The sequence below is a fragment of the Ulvibacterium sp. genome (assembly GCF_965228935.1).
Classification (GTDB): domain Bacteria; phylum Bacteroidota; class Bacteroidia; order Flavobacteriales; family Flavobacteriaceae; genus Ulvibacterium.
In genome coordinates, this window is sequence record NZ_OZ245846.1 from 4,861,308 (window position 1) to 4,879,207 (window position 17,900).

Consider the following 17,900-nt stretch of genomic DNA (forward strand, 5'->3'; position numbering starts at 1 on the left):
GATCTTATATTTGCACCCGCCTAAGCAACCGAGTCGTTGGCTTAGGCGGGCAAGCCCTCCAAATCTTGTATAACACAATAGCTGGTATACGGGTTTTGGAAACTTTTAAATTTTATATTGACCTGGTAGCTCAGTTGGTAGAGCATCTCCCTTTTAAGGAGAGGGTCCTGGGTTCGAGCCCCAGCCAGGTCACAATCAAGCGCAAAATCCTGTCTATTATGGCAGGATTTTTTGTTTTGAAGAGACATCGGGTTCGCTCGAGCGTATCGGAAAAACAAAAAACTACAAAACCAAAGGTTTTGGTGGTTTTGCACTTGTCTGCCGAGAGGCAGGTTTGCAGTAAGTGACCACTGGATCCAACGAGCGTAGCAAAGTTAACCCCAGTCAGGTCACGAAGTGAACTGGAACCCCGACAGTAAGTGTCGGGGTTTTTTATGTAATAAAAGTGGGGCGAGAAGCCCGTCCCGAGCCAAGACGAGGGAAGCCCCGGCCAAGTCACCAGAGAAAGCAAAACCCACCTTTTAAGGAGGGTTTTTTGTTTGGGGGTAAATCCGAGCTTGCTTGAGCCCGGTTGAAAACAACGGGATACTATCTAAAAGCAGTTACTTTATTTAATATGAGCTTAAATCTTAAGACGGATATTTCTTTTTTCCAATAGCCTTACCAATAGTATAATGACCAGGGAAAAAAGAAGCAATTTTACGATGCCCATGAAACCATCCGACAGGAATTCCGGCCATTAAAAACCGACCAGTACTATGGTGGGATAGATAAAATAAGGCATAAGGTAACAAGTCAACGTACTGGTACCGGCAGCCTTTATGGGATTTGCCCATCTGGAACAACCCCACCGATCCACCAAAATGTAGAGTGAAACATAGGATAACAGGCCTATCCCCATACAAATGACCGTCCAGGAAGGTGTGCCCATACTACAATTCACAATTGGTGTTGAGCGACGAATTCCTGCATTTTTGTAGCAAGAACTCCACCATTGACACCTTGGATGCAATTTGAGCTTCTTCCATATAATGGCCTTTCTATTTAAAACAGAATCTTTCCAAATACCTTAAGGAAAATCTCTACAACGGTAGTTTAAATAATCCCTTTCACAAATAAGGGGTAATCGGGATTTTCCGCATAGGATTTCAAATGTATCGAAAGACACATAAAATATACACTCAGATACATTCATGATTCTTTGACCTTTTAGATTTGAACTATGTTTTTTGAAAATATGCAATGTTACACCACTAAACTATCAATCTAGAATGCACTTATTATGAAAAATTTAGTCCAAATATGGGGGTTGATCCGTGCTCCACAAGAAATTAGCCTGAAAGTTAAACTGACGATCTATCTCTTTTTTGTTTTCTTGTTTCAGATGCAGGCAACTGTTCATTCCGAAAACGAAAAATTTACATTAAACCTCAATTACCTCGGTTATGAAAAAGTTTCGGCAATGGAAAGCCATACCGATTCCTCTTTGGAAACTTCAAAAACTACCCGAATTAAGATAGATGGAAACGTAAAAGATGGATTTGGAATGCAATCGGCAAATGCCCAGCAGACAATAACCGGAACGGTATCGGATGAGCAGGGGCCAATACCGGGTGCAAACATATTAATACAAGGTACGACCAGGGGTACCCAGTCAGACTTTGATGGCAACTACAGTATCGAGGCTTCGCCAGATGATGTTCTAATCATCTCCTATATAGGATATGCTACACAGAATATCGTAGTTGGCGATCAAACTATAATCAACGTCTCTCTTCAAACTGATCAAGAGCAACTTGACGAAGTTGTCGTTATTGGCTATGGCACTGTAAAAAAATCCGATCTTACAGGATCTGTTTCTTCGGTCAATACCGATGAAATCAACAAAACCCAAGTACCATCCTTGGCACAAGCCGTACAAGGTAGGGCGGCAGGCGTAGTCGTTTCCAAAACTTCCGGACAACCAGGCTCTACCCCTACTGTAAGAATCAGGGGAATAGGAACCGTCAACAACGCAGATCCGCTATATATTGTAGACGGGGTTCCCATCAATGACATTGCCAATATTAATTTCGCAGATGCCGAATCGGTCGAAATACTTAAAGATGCTTCTGCAACCGCAATATATGGTTCCAGGGCTGCAAACGGGGTAGTGCTGATTACTACCAAGACGGGAAGGAAAGATAGTGCCCCCTTAATTTCATATAGCAGTTATTACGGTTTTGAAGAAAAAATTGATAACCTAGATGTTTTGAATGCCGAACAATGGGCCACTATAAACAATGAAGGCAGGGTAAATGACGGAAACCCGATTAATCCGGATTTAGAAAATCCTTCATCGTTGGAAACATTTAATTGGAGAGATGCCGTTTACAAAACAGGTACAGTTGCCAACCATCAAGTATCCGTTGCTGGAGGTACGGACAAAACCAATTATTACTTCTCATTTGGCCACTTTGACCAAAAAGGTATTATAAAAAACACCTCTTTTAGACGTACGAACTTTAGAATAAATAATACGTATCAAATAAAACCAAAAATTAAATTAGGCCATAATATTCAATACACAAACGCCAAAACGGTAGGTATTTTGGATGGTGGCATCAACTCAAATCAAAAAACGGCGTTCACCGGCTATGTCATTGACCCTGCATCGCCTATCTCCAATGATGATGGCACACCCGCGAGACCCCTATTTTCTACTGAAATTCTTAATCCGGTCGGATCTACAATCTATAATCTCCGTCCTTCTTCCAGAGAAGGCTTTTTGGGTAATCTCTTCGTAAATATCGATCTTTTTGAAGACCTCACTTTTAGTTCCAACATTGGTGTGGAAATAAATAACCGAAAAGTAGATAATTTTGAAGAAGAATTTTTCATATCTGCAGAACAGAACCGCCCCAACAATAGATACGTACTTACTAGAGCTGAGAACAGGACCTTGATATGGTTCAACACATTGAACTATCAAAAGACATTTAACGAAAAACACAATTTTTCCGCATTGTTGGGCCATGAAACACAGCAGTTAAAGTTTAATTCGGTTAACGCTACGAGAAGTAATATTCCCGATGGTGTGGAAAATCCAACCCTTGGCTCCGGAGCTGTAGACACAGCCACAAATTCAGGTAACATTTCAGAATCAAGTTTATTGTCCTTTTTTGGTAGGGTCAATTATAATTTTGGCCAACGCTACTTAATAACCGCAACATATAGAGCGGACGGGTCTAGCCGCTTTGGGTCGAACAATAGTTTTGCCTACTTCCCCTCGTTGGCCCTTGCATGGAATTTGCACAACGAAAACTTTTTTGATGTAAAATCCATCGACCAAATAAAATTTCGTGTTGGCTGGGGAGAAACAGGAAACCAGGACATTCCAAATTCAGCCATATTCAGTACGTTGAGTACCAATAACAACTATGCGCTTGGAGATGCGGAGTCTGCTGCAATAGGTCTTGGCCCGACCAGACCCGGAAACCCTGATTTACGATGGGAAACTACAACGACTACAAATTTTGGAGTCGATTTGGGACTCTTTAAAAATTCATTCACGCTTTCAGCGGACTATTTTATTAAAAACACATCGGATTTATTGCTTGAAACGCCAATACCGCGGCTGAGCGGTTTTTCAGGAAACCCGACCGTCAACGCCGGAGAAATCGAAAACAAGGGTTTAGAACTTGTAGCCAACTTTAAGAAAAAAATAGGTGACTTTAATTTTAGTTTAGGAGGTAATATTTCTTTTGTGGACAACGTCGTTGTAAGTTTGGCCGATGAAGGTAGTGTAATTACCGCAGGAAGGGCCGGCAATGGCTATGTAGACCTAAGTAGAACCGAGGTAGGACAGCCCTTGGCTTCTTTTTACGGGTTGGAGATGATCGGCATTTTTCAAGATGATTCGGAAATCGAAAACAATGCAAGCCTACCGGGCAATCAGCCTGGTGACGTGAGGTATAGGGATGTTAACGATGATGGTGTTATCAATGATGACGACCGAAAAATTATTGGTTCCCCGCTACCTGATTTTACGTACGGGATAAACTTGGACTTGGCTTATAAACAAGTTGATTTATCGGTATTTTTTCAAGGCTCCCAAGGAAACGATATTTTCAATGCAACGGGATGGATGTTGGAGGGATTTTTGGATTCCAACCTAAGTACCGGGTTTTTAAACCGATGGAATGGGCCAGGAACTTCCAATACGGTTCCAAGAGCTACTTTTGCTGGGTTTTCCAACAACAATTTAGCTTCTAGCAGGTTTGTGGAAGATGGGTCTTATCTTAGATTGAAAAACATACAATTGGGCTATACCTTGCCTGAAAGTGTTCTGGATAAAACATTCATTTCATTCGCGCGTATTTATATCGCGGGACAAAACCTACTCACATTTACAAACTACAATGGTCTAGATCCAGAATTGGGTATAGACGATACCCAAACACAAACTGGGAATAGGACTACGTTGGATATCGGTATAGATCGGGGAAGATTTCCTTCTGCTCGAACTATTTCCTTGGGAATTGATGTTAATTTTTAAAAAATTGAAAGATGACAACACTTAATAAAAACATAGAAAGCGTAAAATATTTCCTTTGTGCCATGTTGGTAACATTCACATTGTCCTGTGATGATGATTTGGATCCACAGAATTTTGGAGAACCCGTTCTAGAGGACTTTTACAACACGCCAGAACAGGCAGAGCAAGCACTCGTTTCCGTATACTCTTCGATGCGAGTGTTATACGGTAGTAATTTTTGGGGCACCATGGGTACCGATATTATTTTTGGTGAGATAGGAACCGACGATTTTATAAAAGGGGGAAGAACTGCTTCAAATAATGCACCCTTGTTGGAAAAAGATACGTATACCTATACGACATCCAATCCTATTTTTGAAGAATTATGGAGCGTGAATTACGAAGGCATTCTTTTTGCAAATTTAGTTTTGGCAAATGTGCCCGACATTGAATTTGAGGATACCGATAGACAACAGGAGATTTTGGCCGAGGCAAGATTTCTACGGGCTTTGTATTATTTTGATTTGGTCAATTCCTTTGGTGGAGTGCCTTTGATCGAGGAACCCTTGGAATTATCGGAGTTTAACCAACCAAGGGCTTCAAAAGAAGAGGTATATCAATTGATAGAATCGGATTTGCAGTTTGCCATAGATAATTTACCATCAAGATTCGATAGAGGCGGTGATTCCTTGGGGCGTGCCGATAAAGGTGCTGCTCTTGGGCTCATGATGCGCGTATTGCTGTATCAAAATAAAAATGACCAAATTAGGTCTTTTGGCGATCAGCTATTTGCACTGAATTATTCGCTCACACCGGATTACAGTACTATTTTTCAACCTGAAGGTGAATGGAATTCAGGGTCTATTTTTGAAATCAACTTCGTAACGGATGCCAATATTTTAGGAACGGGAATTCCGCGACGGGTAAACCCGAACAACAACAGGGGTGGAGGGTTTGTCCAAGCTAGGGAAGATTTAAGAAATGAATATGAGGAGAACGACCCTAGGTTTGACGCCACACTGTTCTTTAACGACAGGCCTTTTGGTACAGACTGGTACGTAAGAAAATATGCGTGGGAGCCATTTACCGATTATCTTAAACCCGATATTGGTGGTAACAACAATAGCGCAAACAACGTTCGCCTTATACGACTTGCCGATACCTACCTAATGTACGCCGAGGCTGTGTATGCATCAGACCCTACAACTGCCATAGAATTTGTAAATAGAGTACGAAGAAGGGCAAGGGGCACGGCACCTGACAATGTTTTACCAGATTTAGATCCAACTTTGACCGGCCAAGCATTACTCGACGCCATCTATCATGAAAGACGTGTGGAATTGGCCGGGGAAGGATTTAGATTTCATGACCTAATACGTACAGGTAGGGCCGAGAGCCTTTTGTCAGAATTTGGTTTTACGGCGGGTATCAACGAGGTTGTGCCTATACCTGCAACACAGGTAACACTATCCAAAGGTGTCTTGGCACAAAATAATGGGTATTAAATCACACCTGTTCGTAAACCTTTTATGGCTATTGCTGAATTCACTCGAGAACCTTACAGTGCCATTTTCAATGTTTTTGATACCAATTCGCTAGACAAAAATCTTCTGGTGTTTGTGGTTCGCATTGGAACCCATTTTGAAAATGGGTGGGTAGGTATTTAACCGATAGAAATCAGAAAAAAATAGCAGGGGCATGCCCCGCTATTTTTTTTATTTATACTATAAGAAACGGCCTGATTGAAATGAACTCAAACATTACTTTGATTCAGACCGTATTATTGCACCCATATGCGTATCAAATCTACGGTCGTTTGCTTTTGGTTTGGAATTACGGGAAAAACCAAAAAAAGTAGCCGGTGTATGGATATTTTCAGAGATTTACTTCTATGAATCGTCATTTTGAAATCCCTTTGTTCTTCTTTACGGTAAAATTGACAGCACTATCTTTTTTATCGATCGTTATTGGCCAATCAAAACCCTTGAATTCATTTTTTTCGATGGTGACAGCTTCGCAATACTCAAACGCTAAAGCAGTCCTTTGGAGACCTGTGGGATAGGTTCTACTCAATTCTATCGTGTTGTTTTTTATGTCCAGGCCCTTTACCGAAATTGCACGTACTAAATGCCCATTGAAGCTCTTGATTACATTGTTTAAAAAGTTGATGTTCCAATGGTATTTTTCGTCACCCAAACGTTGTTCCGGGCGCAACAAGGGCGCTACGTAGAGCGGATATCCAGTACTGTCTCCATATCCGATGTTTTCGAATATATTGTTCTGGATCACAACATTCCTGACACCGCCTGATTCATACCATTTGTTGTTATCGCCTTCGATTAAAACACCGTGCATTTGTGATGAAAAATAATTGTTTTCAATCAACACTTTTCCTTTGATAGTCACCAATACGGACCTTGCCCTGTTATCCCTGATCGTATTGTTTCGCATGACCAAATCAGGATTCCATGTACTATTTTCCAAAGACAATAATCCTTCCGGCATTTCAGCCGGAACTTCTTTTACAGTGATGAGGAACTTCTTTTCGTTTAAAACTCTAAAATCACTCACCTCGGTTTCAAAAATGGGCAAAACCGTTTCCCTTGAAGTAATGGTTACCTTGTCTCCAATTTCGGCAAAGGTCAGTCCCCATTGTTGGTGATGGCTAATTTCACATAAAAACTGCTTCCCTCCCACGTATTTATCCACTTTCACATAGGCCCCGTGTACATTGATTCCATCATCGAGCATATGCTCCAACAAACAGTTTTCCATTCTAATGAGCCCTTTACAGCCCAAAAAATGGGATGCATCCGCTCTTGTGGAGGTCGTTCTTCCCGCTTTGGAAGTGATTTTATATCCATCCAAATGGATGTTCTCACAACGTTCCGCGATCAAGCCCATGCCCCCTGCGGCATAAATGGTGACATTTTCTATCCTGGTGTTTTTGGAATTCTTTAAATGGATGGCTTGCACCAGCCTATTGGTGCCTTGTGGCCCGTGATTGACGATTACGGTGCCTACAGGTGGTACTTTCTTAGTCGCTTTCCTGAATTCAATTTTATCCTTGCCCAAATCCTTGGCCACGGCATTTTTTATATTGAAGGCATAAGGTCTGGAATCCCAAATTGGGGCATTTGTTTTTGGGTCAAAAGGTGTATTCTGTCCAATAGGGTCTTCCCAATCGTAATGCCGAAAATAGACTTTACCATCTTTAACCCTGTATTTATGATTCGTCCCGATCGTGGCCACAAAACTATTATTGGCTTCATCGTTCTCTACAACGGACAGCTCACTTTGAAACGGAATGCTCCAATCTATGGAAAAGTTTTTTAAGGTGACACTTTGGGATTCAAAGACAACGATGGGACAAATACGGCCGTGGAAAACAAATTCCGATCCATTACCATCAATGGTAATTCCATCCATATCGAACAATGGAAATGCCATTTTTTTAAGGCTATTATCATGATTGGAGACTGCCCAATAGGTTTCAAACGCATTTTCCGGATAAAATTGATAAGTTCCTTTTGGGAACGATAGCACCACATCTTTTTTCTTCTTCAGGGAATGAAGTAGCTGATTGACTTCCAGTACTATATCTTTATCCGGAACGATACCATAATCAGCGACATTGATGGTGGTCTGTGCTTTTAGTGATAACGAAACTATCATACAGAATAGGATGTGAAATATTCTTTTCATCATTATAAATTAACTATTGGTGATTCCAATTCTTCCGGGGTTGGCTTTACCTTCACATGTTTATGAATACCATTGAATTACACCATCACTGTGATGTAACCGCTGGTGGCGTTTCTATTATCCACTTGGTAATTACTCCTATAATACAGACTACCCGTATCAATCGCCAGTAATTTAGCCCCGGCTGTACAGCTGTATTTACCAATAAATCGCTAGTATTTTTTGTAAATATTGCCCATGGCCGCTACCAAGGTTATTTATTAAAGCTTTTCTCCTTAAATCGAATGCCCTTATTGGCCTTGACCCTTAAGGATTTTTTGGAAGCATTATCCGCTTTAACAAATTTGGTCACATTACCGAGGTACGTATTTTTCGATATCTCCACATCCTTACAATTTTCAAAATCGAAAAGATAGGCTTCGGGATATTGAGGTTTTTCCGTGGTCGTCTGTTTTATCGTATTGTTTCTAAACACAAACCCTGCAAGCCTATCGGCCCAAACGATTCGGTTGTCAAAGGTCTCGATAAGATTATTCTCAAAAAGGATATTACTGTCATACGTTTCGGTCTGATCAAACACTTTGGCAAGCCTTGGGGATACTCTAAAAACGGCATGCTCCAACCCGCCATAGGCACAATGCTCAAAATGATTGTTTCGTATCACAACATCCCGTACCGCACCCGATTCGTACCAATAGTAGGTTTCGCCGCGCAACATGATGGAGGACATCATGGAAGACAGGTAGTTATTTTCAATTAAAATGGGTTCCGGAGTTTTAATGATGATGTTACGGGCCCTGTGCTTGCTAATGGAACAGCCACGCATAGTGAAGACCGGATTCCAGGTTTTATTTTCCAATACATCATCTGCCCCGAGCGAGGGCGATAATGGAGCTTCAAAGGTAAGTCTTACGAAACGCTCATTGATTTCCTCTACTTCTGATACTTTATTCACCTCTCTTCGTTTCGGACTTGGACTGTGAATGAACCAAACCTCATCCCCTTCTTCGGCGAATACCTGGCCCATGTGTTCATTATGCATGCGCTCGGCAATTAGGCTGTGTTCATCTTCTATATCGTTCACCCTAAGGTAAATTCCGTGTACATTCGTGCCATCATCCAACATGCCCTCAAATCGGCAATTCTCTACTAATACATTACCCTTACATCCGGCAAAATGCGTCGCGTCGGCAATGGTAGTCACTACGCGGTCGGTATTCTCTTTAAGATAAACACCACTGTCCACCACGGTAATGCCATCGCAACGGTCAAAAAGGTATCCCATCCCCAACGCATGGTGTATGACCACTTTTGAAATATGGATGTTGTTTGAACCTCTTAGATGCATTCCAGGTGCATAGCGGTCATTGGCCTTGTCGCCCTTCGACTGTAAAATATTGCCAACTACAGGGAATTTTCCTATTCCGCTGTCGTAAAACCGTAAATGTCCATTTTGGGTCTTGACTACTTTTTCCGGTCGCAGGTACAAGCCAGAGACTCCGTAAGCTACATTATTGGTTTCGGCATTCCACTCCAAGGAGGTACCGAGCGCTTCAAAATTGAAACCGTCGATATTAGGAAAAAGAACCCGGCCCTTACTGAGTGTCCATGAATAACCCTTTGTAAAAGGCCATAACTCAAACCATCCTTCTTTTTTATTGACTACGGTGACCTCCCCTTGAAAAAGAAAAGGTATGTCCCAGTCTATGGAAAAATCCTTTGCGGTTACCTTTCCGCAGTTTTCAAAATGAAAGGGCGCTACTTGTCCGTGAAATAGGAATTCGGCACCATTGCCCTCAATGGTGACCGAATCGAAATCCTCAAACAGAAAGATGATTTTCTTGTAGCCGTTATCGTGGTTGGTCACATATAGGTAGCGGCCTATTGCATGATCGGGCTTAAAGAAGTAAGTAGCTTTTTCAAAAACAAGCTTAATATCTTTTTCGTTTGCCATCTCGATGGCCTTTCTGACCTTTGGGGTCATATCTCCTTCTTCATGGGCAATATGTATTTCTTCCGTGGCCAATAGCGATAGATGGGCGCAGAGCAAAAGGGATAGAACACCTATTTTTTTTCTGTTGAATTTCATAATGCTTGCCTTATAAATTAACGCCCGTACCCTGCAATGATGCATCGTAATCCCACATAATTAGCCATGGGTCGGATGTTTTTGACTGAAAATCACGGAGTTGTTTTTGTAAATCTTTTAAAAGATCCGCATGTGCCTTATCAAGGGCCAGATTGTTGGTTTCATCGGGATCTTCAGCCAGGTCATACAGTTCAAATTCCGGTCGCATCATATAGTCCGTTACGGTACGCATACCATAATTCCCAACATCATTTTGGTAAATAGATTGCCAAGTTGAAGACGCCCATAAATCCGATGCAAAGGGATATTCCATCCGCCATGCAATGTTCCAAATCAGCTTATAGTTTTTATCTATAATGACACGCATCGGGTAGTACATGGTAATTTCATGGAACGTATGTGAAGCATAGATTCGGTCACGACCCTTTGCAGCTTCCACATCTAGAACCTCGTTAAATGATGTGCCATGAAATTCCTCTTTATCATAGGGAACATTGGCCATATCTAAAATGGTCGGTGCCAAGTCAACCCAGGAAATACGGGTCTTGTTGATTACACCTTTATTCTTCTTGAACGGATTTTTTATGATACAGGGGAGTTTAATACCGGGTTCATAAACGGTGGTCTTGGCCCCGGGAAAGGCCACACCGTTGTCAGAAATGTAAATGACGATGGTATCGTCCAGCTTTCCGGCCTTTTCTAAAAGTGACATCAAACGCCCAAAACCATAATCGATACGGGATACGCTCTGGTAATATTGGGCCAACTCCTCACGGCTCTGTTTGGTATCGGGTAAAAAGTTGGGCACCATAACCTCGGTCGGGTCATAGATAACCTCCTCTACGCCCGGATAGCCTTCATCCTTATTTCCAAAACGATTGGGCAGATCCCACCGTTTCGGATTGAACGGGGCACTGCGATGGGGGTCGCTCGTACAGAAATACAAAAAGAACGGATCGGTATCGTTGATCACATCAACACATTTGTCGGCCATCTGCACTGTATTACGCTGATTAGACTCCAATACTTGTTGAAAGGGATAGACCTTTTCGGGAGCCAAGTGATACTTACCTATCCTAGCTGTCGTATAGCCCGCTTCGGCCAACCGCTTGGGCAAGGTATTAATATCGTCGTACGTACTAAAGTGATGATAATCGTGTACGTGACCGTAAGAACCGGTGGCATGACCGTACAGGCCCGATAAAATTACAGAACGACTGGCGGCGCAACTGGCACTAGTGCAGTAGGCATTGGCGAATAACACACCTTCTGACGCCAACTTATCCAGGTTCGGGGTCTTTATTATGGGATTGCCATAGCAACCCAGGGCATCCGTGCCATGGTCATCGGATACGAACAAGATAATGTTCGGCCAATCTTCTGATGGAACTGGATCTCCTGATTTTGAAAATGAATCACAAGATAGCAGTACCAAGAATGCCCCAACTGCCAATGCGGGTTTTAAATGCGTGCTATTTTTTGTTCTTTTCATCTGTTATAGTAATCTGAAATTATTTGCCTTGCTTCGGCCCGGTTCTGTTTTTGAAGTTCAAGATGGGCCCATCCTTAAATTTTAATGTAGTTGTCAATACAAATAATGTTTTTCGACGTAATCAATTATTACATATTTTATAATCAGTTATTTGTAAATACACATTTCACATTAAATCTTATTTTGTATTTCGAACTAACCTTACTTTTTAGCCTTTTGGTAGGCAGTAGCGGTTTTTTTAAATCCTATTTCAAGACCTTCCCGCATCTGCTTGTGCAATTCTGGTTTTTTCGATTTGACCCACTGTAGTACCTCTACCGAGCGTGGAATAACAGGTTCGAATACAGAATCGACCGGTTGCATCAAACTGTCCATTTCCCTTGTCCTGTTCCGCATTGCCAAAAGTTGTTCTTTGAACTGCTCCTCCGTGGCAAGATTATGCAGCTCATGCGCATCCTCCTTTAAGTCATAAAGCTCTTCTTCAGGTTTTTGTCCTAAAAAGAAAAATTCTTGGGTCTTGTTGAGTTCTCCTTTTTCATTGAGGTTCCGCATTACGTGAACCGCAGGGCGATAAAATTCGAGGTAGGCCTGCCCCGCATCGAAGGGAATTTCTGGCTTATCATTTCTAATGTACTTCCATCTATCCGTAGTAATCCCTCTTGACTTTTCCAATATTTCGTCCCAAAGGTCACGGGTGGCGTAGACTTGTTCGCGGTCAAAATCTGGCGAAAAAATGGGTTGGCCGGTCATGTATTCGGGTATGTTGATGCCCGCGTAATCTAAAATGGTGGCAGTGATATCGGTCGCACTGACCACATCGGTGTTGACAATACCCTGCAATTTGCTGTTGGGATCATAAACGATAAACGGAATTCGAAGGCCCGAATCGTGCAGATACCCTTTGCCGCGAATATTGCAACGGCCATTGTCACCGATGAAGATGACAATGGTATTATCGGCCATATTTTTTTCTTCCAATTCTTTAAAAATCAGGCCCACTTCGTAATCCATATACTCAATCTGATCCAAGTATTTGGCCCAATCCAATCGAATAGCCGGATGGTCGGCGTAATACGGGGGCAATTCAATCTCATTGATATCCACTTTATCTTCTGATTTTTCACGGACGTCGCTCCACCATTCCCCACGATGGGTCACCTTTAATTGTATTTGTGCAAAAAAGGGCTGATCGGTTTCTTCGAAACGGTCGAACTTGTCGAAAAGTCCAAATTTGGTCTGGCCATCCCATGGCCCTAAAGGTTTATGTTTGAAGTTGACATCTATTTTTCTGCCCTTGTCCATTACCCCATGATGCCCCAAAACGGCGGTATAACCCGACTTGCGTAACCAGTAGGTAAAGGGCTTGTAATCGGTATGTAGGGGGACTTCCCTATTGCTCCTATGATTATGGGCGTTGATCTTTGTTTGATGAGTGCCTACCAACATGGCCGATCGGCTCGGAGAACAGATGGAATTGGTAACAAAACAATTATCAAACCGCACCCCTTCCGCGGCCATCTTGTTAAGATTGGGCGTTTGTACCCCTTTCATCCCATAGCACTCCAAATCTAAACTGATGTCTTCGGCCATCAACCAAATAATGTTGGGCCGCGTATCCTTGGCGGATACGGTCAGTTCCTTTCCTTCCTCTTTACAGGAAAACGCCAATGTCATAAGCACCATGACACCGAGTTTTAATAGGTGGGTACAGCTTCTTTCTCCCATTTGGCTAGACATTTTTTTAGTTTTTTAGCAATTGTCGGATGGGTCGTGACCAAATTGGTGGTCTCACCGGTATCGTTCTCCAAATTGTACAATTGGAATTTACCGCTACGATATTTGATCAATTTCCAGTCTCCACGAATAACGGAGGTGTACTGGTCTTCATAGCTACGGAAGAAGAATAGCGGTCGTTCCTTTGTTTTCTTCAATCGTAACAACGGCATTAAGCTTTTTCCGTTTATCTGCTTTTCCTTACATTTTTCGCCCGAAGCAATTTCTACGAGTGTCGGATAAACATCAATGGACTGTACTGGGGTCTCACAAATCGAATTGGCTTGGGTCACTCCCGGATAGTACACGATCATAGGAACCCTGGCCCCACCTTCGGCAAGCGTATCCCCTCCTTTTTTGCCTCCGCGAAAGGGAGCATTGGAATAGGCCCCTCCCTGATCGGAAATCAGGATGACCACGGTATTATCGGCAATACCCTTATCCTCCAAAGCTTGTCGCACCCTACCTACGGATTCGTCCATTGCCTCGACCATCGCAGCATGGTGGGCGTATTTACCTTCCAAGCCTTGTTTTTGGTATTTCGCTAGCAAATCTTTTCTGCCTATGGAAGGCCCATGAACGGAATAGTACCAGAAAGTCAACACAAAGGGTTGGTCTTTATCGTATGAATCGATAAAATCCACAGCGTTATCAGTGAGTACATCCGTAAGATAATCGCCTTTATTGACCATTGAGGGTGCAAAATATCCTTTCGGGTCTTGTCCATCTTTAAAAAAGGGATAATAATAGCTTTGGGGATGGCCTGCATCGGTAGCTCCGTAAACCTCATCAAAACCTTGATTCTGTGGATAGTGTTCACCTTCGCCCAGGTGCCATTTACCAAAAAAGGCATTGTAGTACCCATATTTTTTCAAGGTCTCGGCGTAGGTGACTTCCTTGAGCGGCAACCAGTTTCTTGTGGGCATTTGGGCCGGGTCTTTTTCAAGAATACTGAATTCACCACCATTATTCGGAGGAATGTGACGTACCATCTGCATACGAACGGCTTCTTTTCCCGTAAGCAACGAGGCACGACTGGGACTACAGGTCGGGGTAGGAATATAGGCCCTTGTAAAGTCCATTCCCTCTTTTTTTAACTGATCCAGGTTAGGAGTTTGAAAGATAGCATTGCGGTACCCGATATCCATATATCCATAATCATCAATAAAGAGGATGACAATATTGGGTTTTTCTTGGGCTATTACCAAACCTTGGCAAGCCATTAGCAAAAGAGCCCCCATGGCCATCTGTACGATTTTTTTAAACCCTTGAAATTTCATTTTCTATCAATTTATCATGATTTCATCGATATGGATTGGTTTTTTTTCTACGGCGCTCAATGCGATGGTGTTTGCACCACGTTGCAACTTGATGGGCACTTTGACCTTGTTCCAGTGACTGCCCAATCCTCTGGTATTTCTTGCGAAAACAGGTTTATCCAGTTCTTTTCCGTTCACTGTGACCTTCAAATAAGTGCCTGGTTGATCTTCTATTCTGCAACTGTAGCGAATGTAAAGGTCGGCCTCACCTGCCCCCCCATCATTTTCTTGATACCAACTGACCGTCGCCAAGGCGTTATCAAATTTTAGATAGCCCTTGCCATGAAAACCTTTTCCACTATCACCTATAGTTGTATTTTTAAAGGTGGCAGACTCAGCCTGTTCACCTGTCGGGCTTTCTTCTTCAACGATTTCATTCCACAAAAACCCTTCATCCGGTGCAAAACGTTCTTCCATGTTATATATGGGGTTGCCATCAAGCATAACCAAGGCCTTGACCGTAGTACCCAAAGCAATCTTAAATGGTTTTTCATAGGGTTGGGATGCTATTGTAGGCTCGGAGCCATCGGTGGTATAAAATATCTTGACTTCAGGATTTTCGACTGTACCGCGTAGGTTGAGCCATGTGTGGGCAATGGTAACTTCGTTTGAAGTAATCAATTTTTTCTCACCCAAAATGGCACTCGTCAAAAAGTTTACAGGTTTCGCGGAAGCATTTGATGTGACGTAAGCTCTAGTCAGGCCATAAAATGCGATTCTGTCGGACGCTTCATAATATCTTTCGACATCGATAGGACTACCGTTGTCCAAAGCCTTGATTTGGCCATCACCCACCACATGAAAGTACACGCGATTTTCGCCATACGGATACATTTCATCTTCACTGTCGGTAAGCGTGGCTCTAACCTGTACAATATCCTCTCCAGAGGACAAAAGTGGTTCGCCATCTACCGAAAGTCTGATTTTTGAGGGGGCATCGGCCGTTTTGATGGTTTTTTGGGTCACTACTTTTCCATTTCGATAGGCCACAGCTTTGAGTTCACCGGGTTGCCAGGGTACCATCCATTGGCATTGCATTTTGTTCCATTCCTTTCCAGATCGTTTTTTTCCTAAGGAAGTGCCATTGAAAAAAAGTTCAACTTCTTCACCGTTCGAATACGCCCATACCGGAATTTTGGTTCCCAATTCCATTTTTGGATGCGTCCAATGCGGAAGCAAGTGCACCATAGGTTCGGTTGTCCATTGGCTTTGATAGAGGTAGTATAAGTCTTTTTCAAAATTCGCCAAATCAATGGCTCCGGTCATCGATGCTTTAAAGGGCCAGCCGCCGTGCACATATCCGGCTTCGCCAAGATAATCGTGGCCTGTCCAACGAAACGAGCCGGCGTATTCGGGAATATCCCGAAGTTGGGCGATACTGTGACGAGCGGTCATACGTACGGTGGCATTGTCATAACTTGAATTGAAAATCTGTTTTCTATTGCCCCTATCGATAGTGGTCACCCAATCATTTGAAAAAACTTCCTTTTCGGTTAAATCCGGAATTTCGTAGGGCTTTTGTCTTTTGCTGGGGTAGCCGTCACGATACCATGTTTTGGTTCGATAATACCCGCGAACCTGCCACGTATGTGGATTTTCCGTACCGATAAAAACCCTATCCTTGGGCATTTCTTCGAACCATCCCTTTTTTTCGCTGTGGCCATTGACCCCAAATACGTCCATAAATTCAGAGCCCGAATGGCCCGATGTTACGGGTCGGGTGTTGTCCAATTCATGGCACAAAGTAACCAAGTCTTTACCAATTTCACCCCGGGTCTCATTACCTACGCTGTAAATAACGATTGACGGGTGGTTGCGATCTCGTTTGATCCAATCGGTCAAGTCCGTACGCCACCACTCGTCAAAACTATGTGCACCATAGTCATTGGTCGCTTTTCGCATCCATCCGTCAAAAATTTCGTCCATCACCAACAATCCCAACTCATCACAGATATCGTAAAACTCAGGTGTCTGTGGATTGTGGGCCGTTCGAATGGCATTGACACCCATATCTTTGAGCTGTTGTAAACGAAATCGCAAAATTTTATAAGGTACCGCAGCCCCCATGGCGCCCCCATCTTGATGGTTACAGACTCCTCGCAGCTTAACATTTTTTCCATTGAGCCACATACCCGTTTCGGGTAACCATTTAATATCACGAATACCGAAGCGCGTATTGACCTCATCCATAGAAATTTTGTTCCTATGGACTTGTGTTACGGCTTTATAGAGATAGGGTTTTTTAGGGGTCCACAACTTGGGGTCGTTTACGGTCAAAACTTCTTTTATGGTTACCTGGCCAGAACCTGCCAGTTCTGTATTGTGGTCTTTATTGGCAACAATATTTCCTTCAGCATCAAAAATTGTGGTGACCACATTGATTTTTTCCTTTTCACTGGTCTTATTCACCACTTTAGTTTCCACATAGACGTTTGAGCCTTCGGTGTGAATAAAAATGCCATCTTTGGGTACATGGATTTCTTCATTAATGTCAATCCAAGTATTCGCGTATATCCCGCTACCGGTATACCACCGTGCCGAGGGCTGCTTGTCATTGTCTACCCGAACTGAAAATGTAATGGTTTCATAAGTATCCACAATTTCTGAGATATCATATTCAAAGGAAATCCATCCATAAGGGCGATGCCCTAACTTGATACCATTGGCCCAAACGGTACTGTTCATGAAAACACCATCGAATGCAATTTCGACATGCTTGCCTTTCCAAGATTTTGGAACTTTGATAGTTTTGCGATACCAGCCGATACCAGCCGGCAGATAGCCGCACCAATCACTCATAGCATGGGTTTCGCTGTATTCGCCCTCAATACTCCAGTCATGGGGTAGCTTTATTGACTTCCAATTTACATCGTCAAAATTAGGTTGTTCAGCTCCGGTGACATCGGCCTGCACAAAGCGCCAATCGGTATTAAAGCTCGTTCGTTGGGCGACCAATGGCACTAAAAACCACAAGTACAACAGAAAAGAAAGATAACTTTTCATACT

General features: G+C 42.7%; 9 protein-coding genes and 1 tRNA gene. 3 read left to right on the forward strand and 7 right to left on the reverse strand.

Going from position 1 to position 17,900, the window contains the following annotated elements:
* Window positions 1-119: 119 nt before the first annotated feature.
* Window positions 120-192: transfer RNA gene (locus tag ACO06Y_RS20445), tRNA-Lys, on the forward strand.
* A gap of 547 nt (window positions 193-739) precedes the next feature.
* Here ACO06Y_RS20445 and ACO06Y_RS20450 read toward each other — a convergent pair.
* Complete coding sequence (locus ACO06Y_RS20450) at window positions 740-931, reverse strand: hypothetical protein (protein ID WP_422080899.1); 192 nt, start codon at window positions 929-931, stop codon at window positions 740-742.
* 351 nt (window positions 932-1,282) lie between these two features.
* Here ACO06Y_RS20450 and ACO06Y_RS20455 point away from each other — a divergent pair, with 351 nt between their 5' ends.
* Together ACO06Y_RS20455 and ACO06Y_RS20460 are read left to right on the forward strand one after the other, a co-directional pair.
* Entirely contained in the window at window positions 1,283-4,537 is a 3,255-nt protein-coding gene (locus ACO06Y_RS20455; protein WP_422080900.1) for a SusC/RagA family TonB-linked outer membrane protein, read from the forward strand.
* An 11-nt stretch (window positions 4,538-4,548) separates the two neighbouring features.
* The gene (locus ACO06Y_RS20460) at window positions 4,549-6,021 is read left to right on the forward strand and encodes a RagB/SusD family nutrient uptake outer membrane protein (protein WP_422080901.1); all 1,473 of its coding nucleotides are present in this window, start codon (window positions 4,549-4,551) and stop codon (window positions 6,019-6,021) included.
* Window positions 6,022-6,415: 394 nt separating this feature from the next.
* Here ACO06Y_RS20460 and ACO06Y_RS20465 read toward each other — a convergent pair whose 3' ends face one another.
* The 6 genes from ACO06Y_RS20465 to ACO06Y_RS20490 all read right to left on the reverse strand — a co-directional run bounded on the left by ACO06Y_RS20465 (window position 6,416) and on the right by ACO06Y_RS20490 (window position 17,897).
* The gene (locus tag ACO06Y_RS20465) at window positions 6,416-8,224 is read right to left on the reverse strand and encodes a right-handed parallel beta-helix repeat-containing protein (protein ID WP_422080902.1); all 1,809 of its coding nucleotides are present in this window, start codon (window positions 8,222-8,224) and stop codon (window positions 6,416-6,418) included.
* A 250-nt stretch (window positions 8,225-8,474) separates the two neighbouring features.
* The gene (locus tag ACO06Y_RS20470; protein ID WP_422080903.1) at window positions 8,475-10,310 is read right to left on the reverse strand and encodes an alpha-1,3-galactosidase-related protein; all 1,836 of its coding nucleotides are present in this window, start codon (window positions 10,308-10,310) and stop codon (window positions 8,475-8,477) included.
* Between the two features lie 10 nt (window positions 10,311-10,320).
* Complete coding sequence (locus ACO06Y_RS20475; protein WP_422080904.1) at window positions 10,321-11,802, reverse strand: sulfatase; 1,482 nt, start codon at window positions 11,800-11,802, stop codon at window positions 10,321-10,323.
* A gap of 201 nt (window positions 11,803-12,003) precedes the next feature.
* Window positions 12,004-13,539, reverse strand: a complete 1,536-nt coding sequence (locus ACO06Y_RS20480) for a sulfatase (protein WP_422080905.1) — start codon at window positions 13,537-13,539, stop codon at window positions 12,004-12,006.
* On the reverse strand, window positions 13,497-14,855 hold the full coding sequence (locus ACO06Y_RS20485; protein WP_422080906.1) for a sulfatase: 1,359 nt from the start codon (window positions 14,853-14,855) through the stop codon (window positions 13,497-13,499). The genes ACO06Y_RS20480 and ACO06Y_RS20485 overlap by 43 nt, the downstream gene beginning before the upstream one ends.
* A 6-nt stretch (window positions 14,856-14,861) precedes the next feature.
* Window positions 14,862-17,897, reverse strand: a complete 3,036-nt coding sequence (locus ACO06Y_RS20490; RefSeq protein WP_422080907.1) for a glycoside hydrolase family 2 TIM barrel-domain containing protein — start codon at window positions 17,895-17,897, stop codon at window positions 14,862-14,864.
* Window positions 17,898-17,900 lie beyond the last annotated feature (3 nt).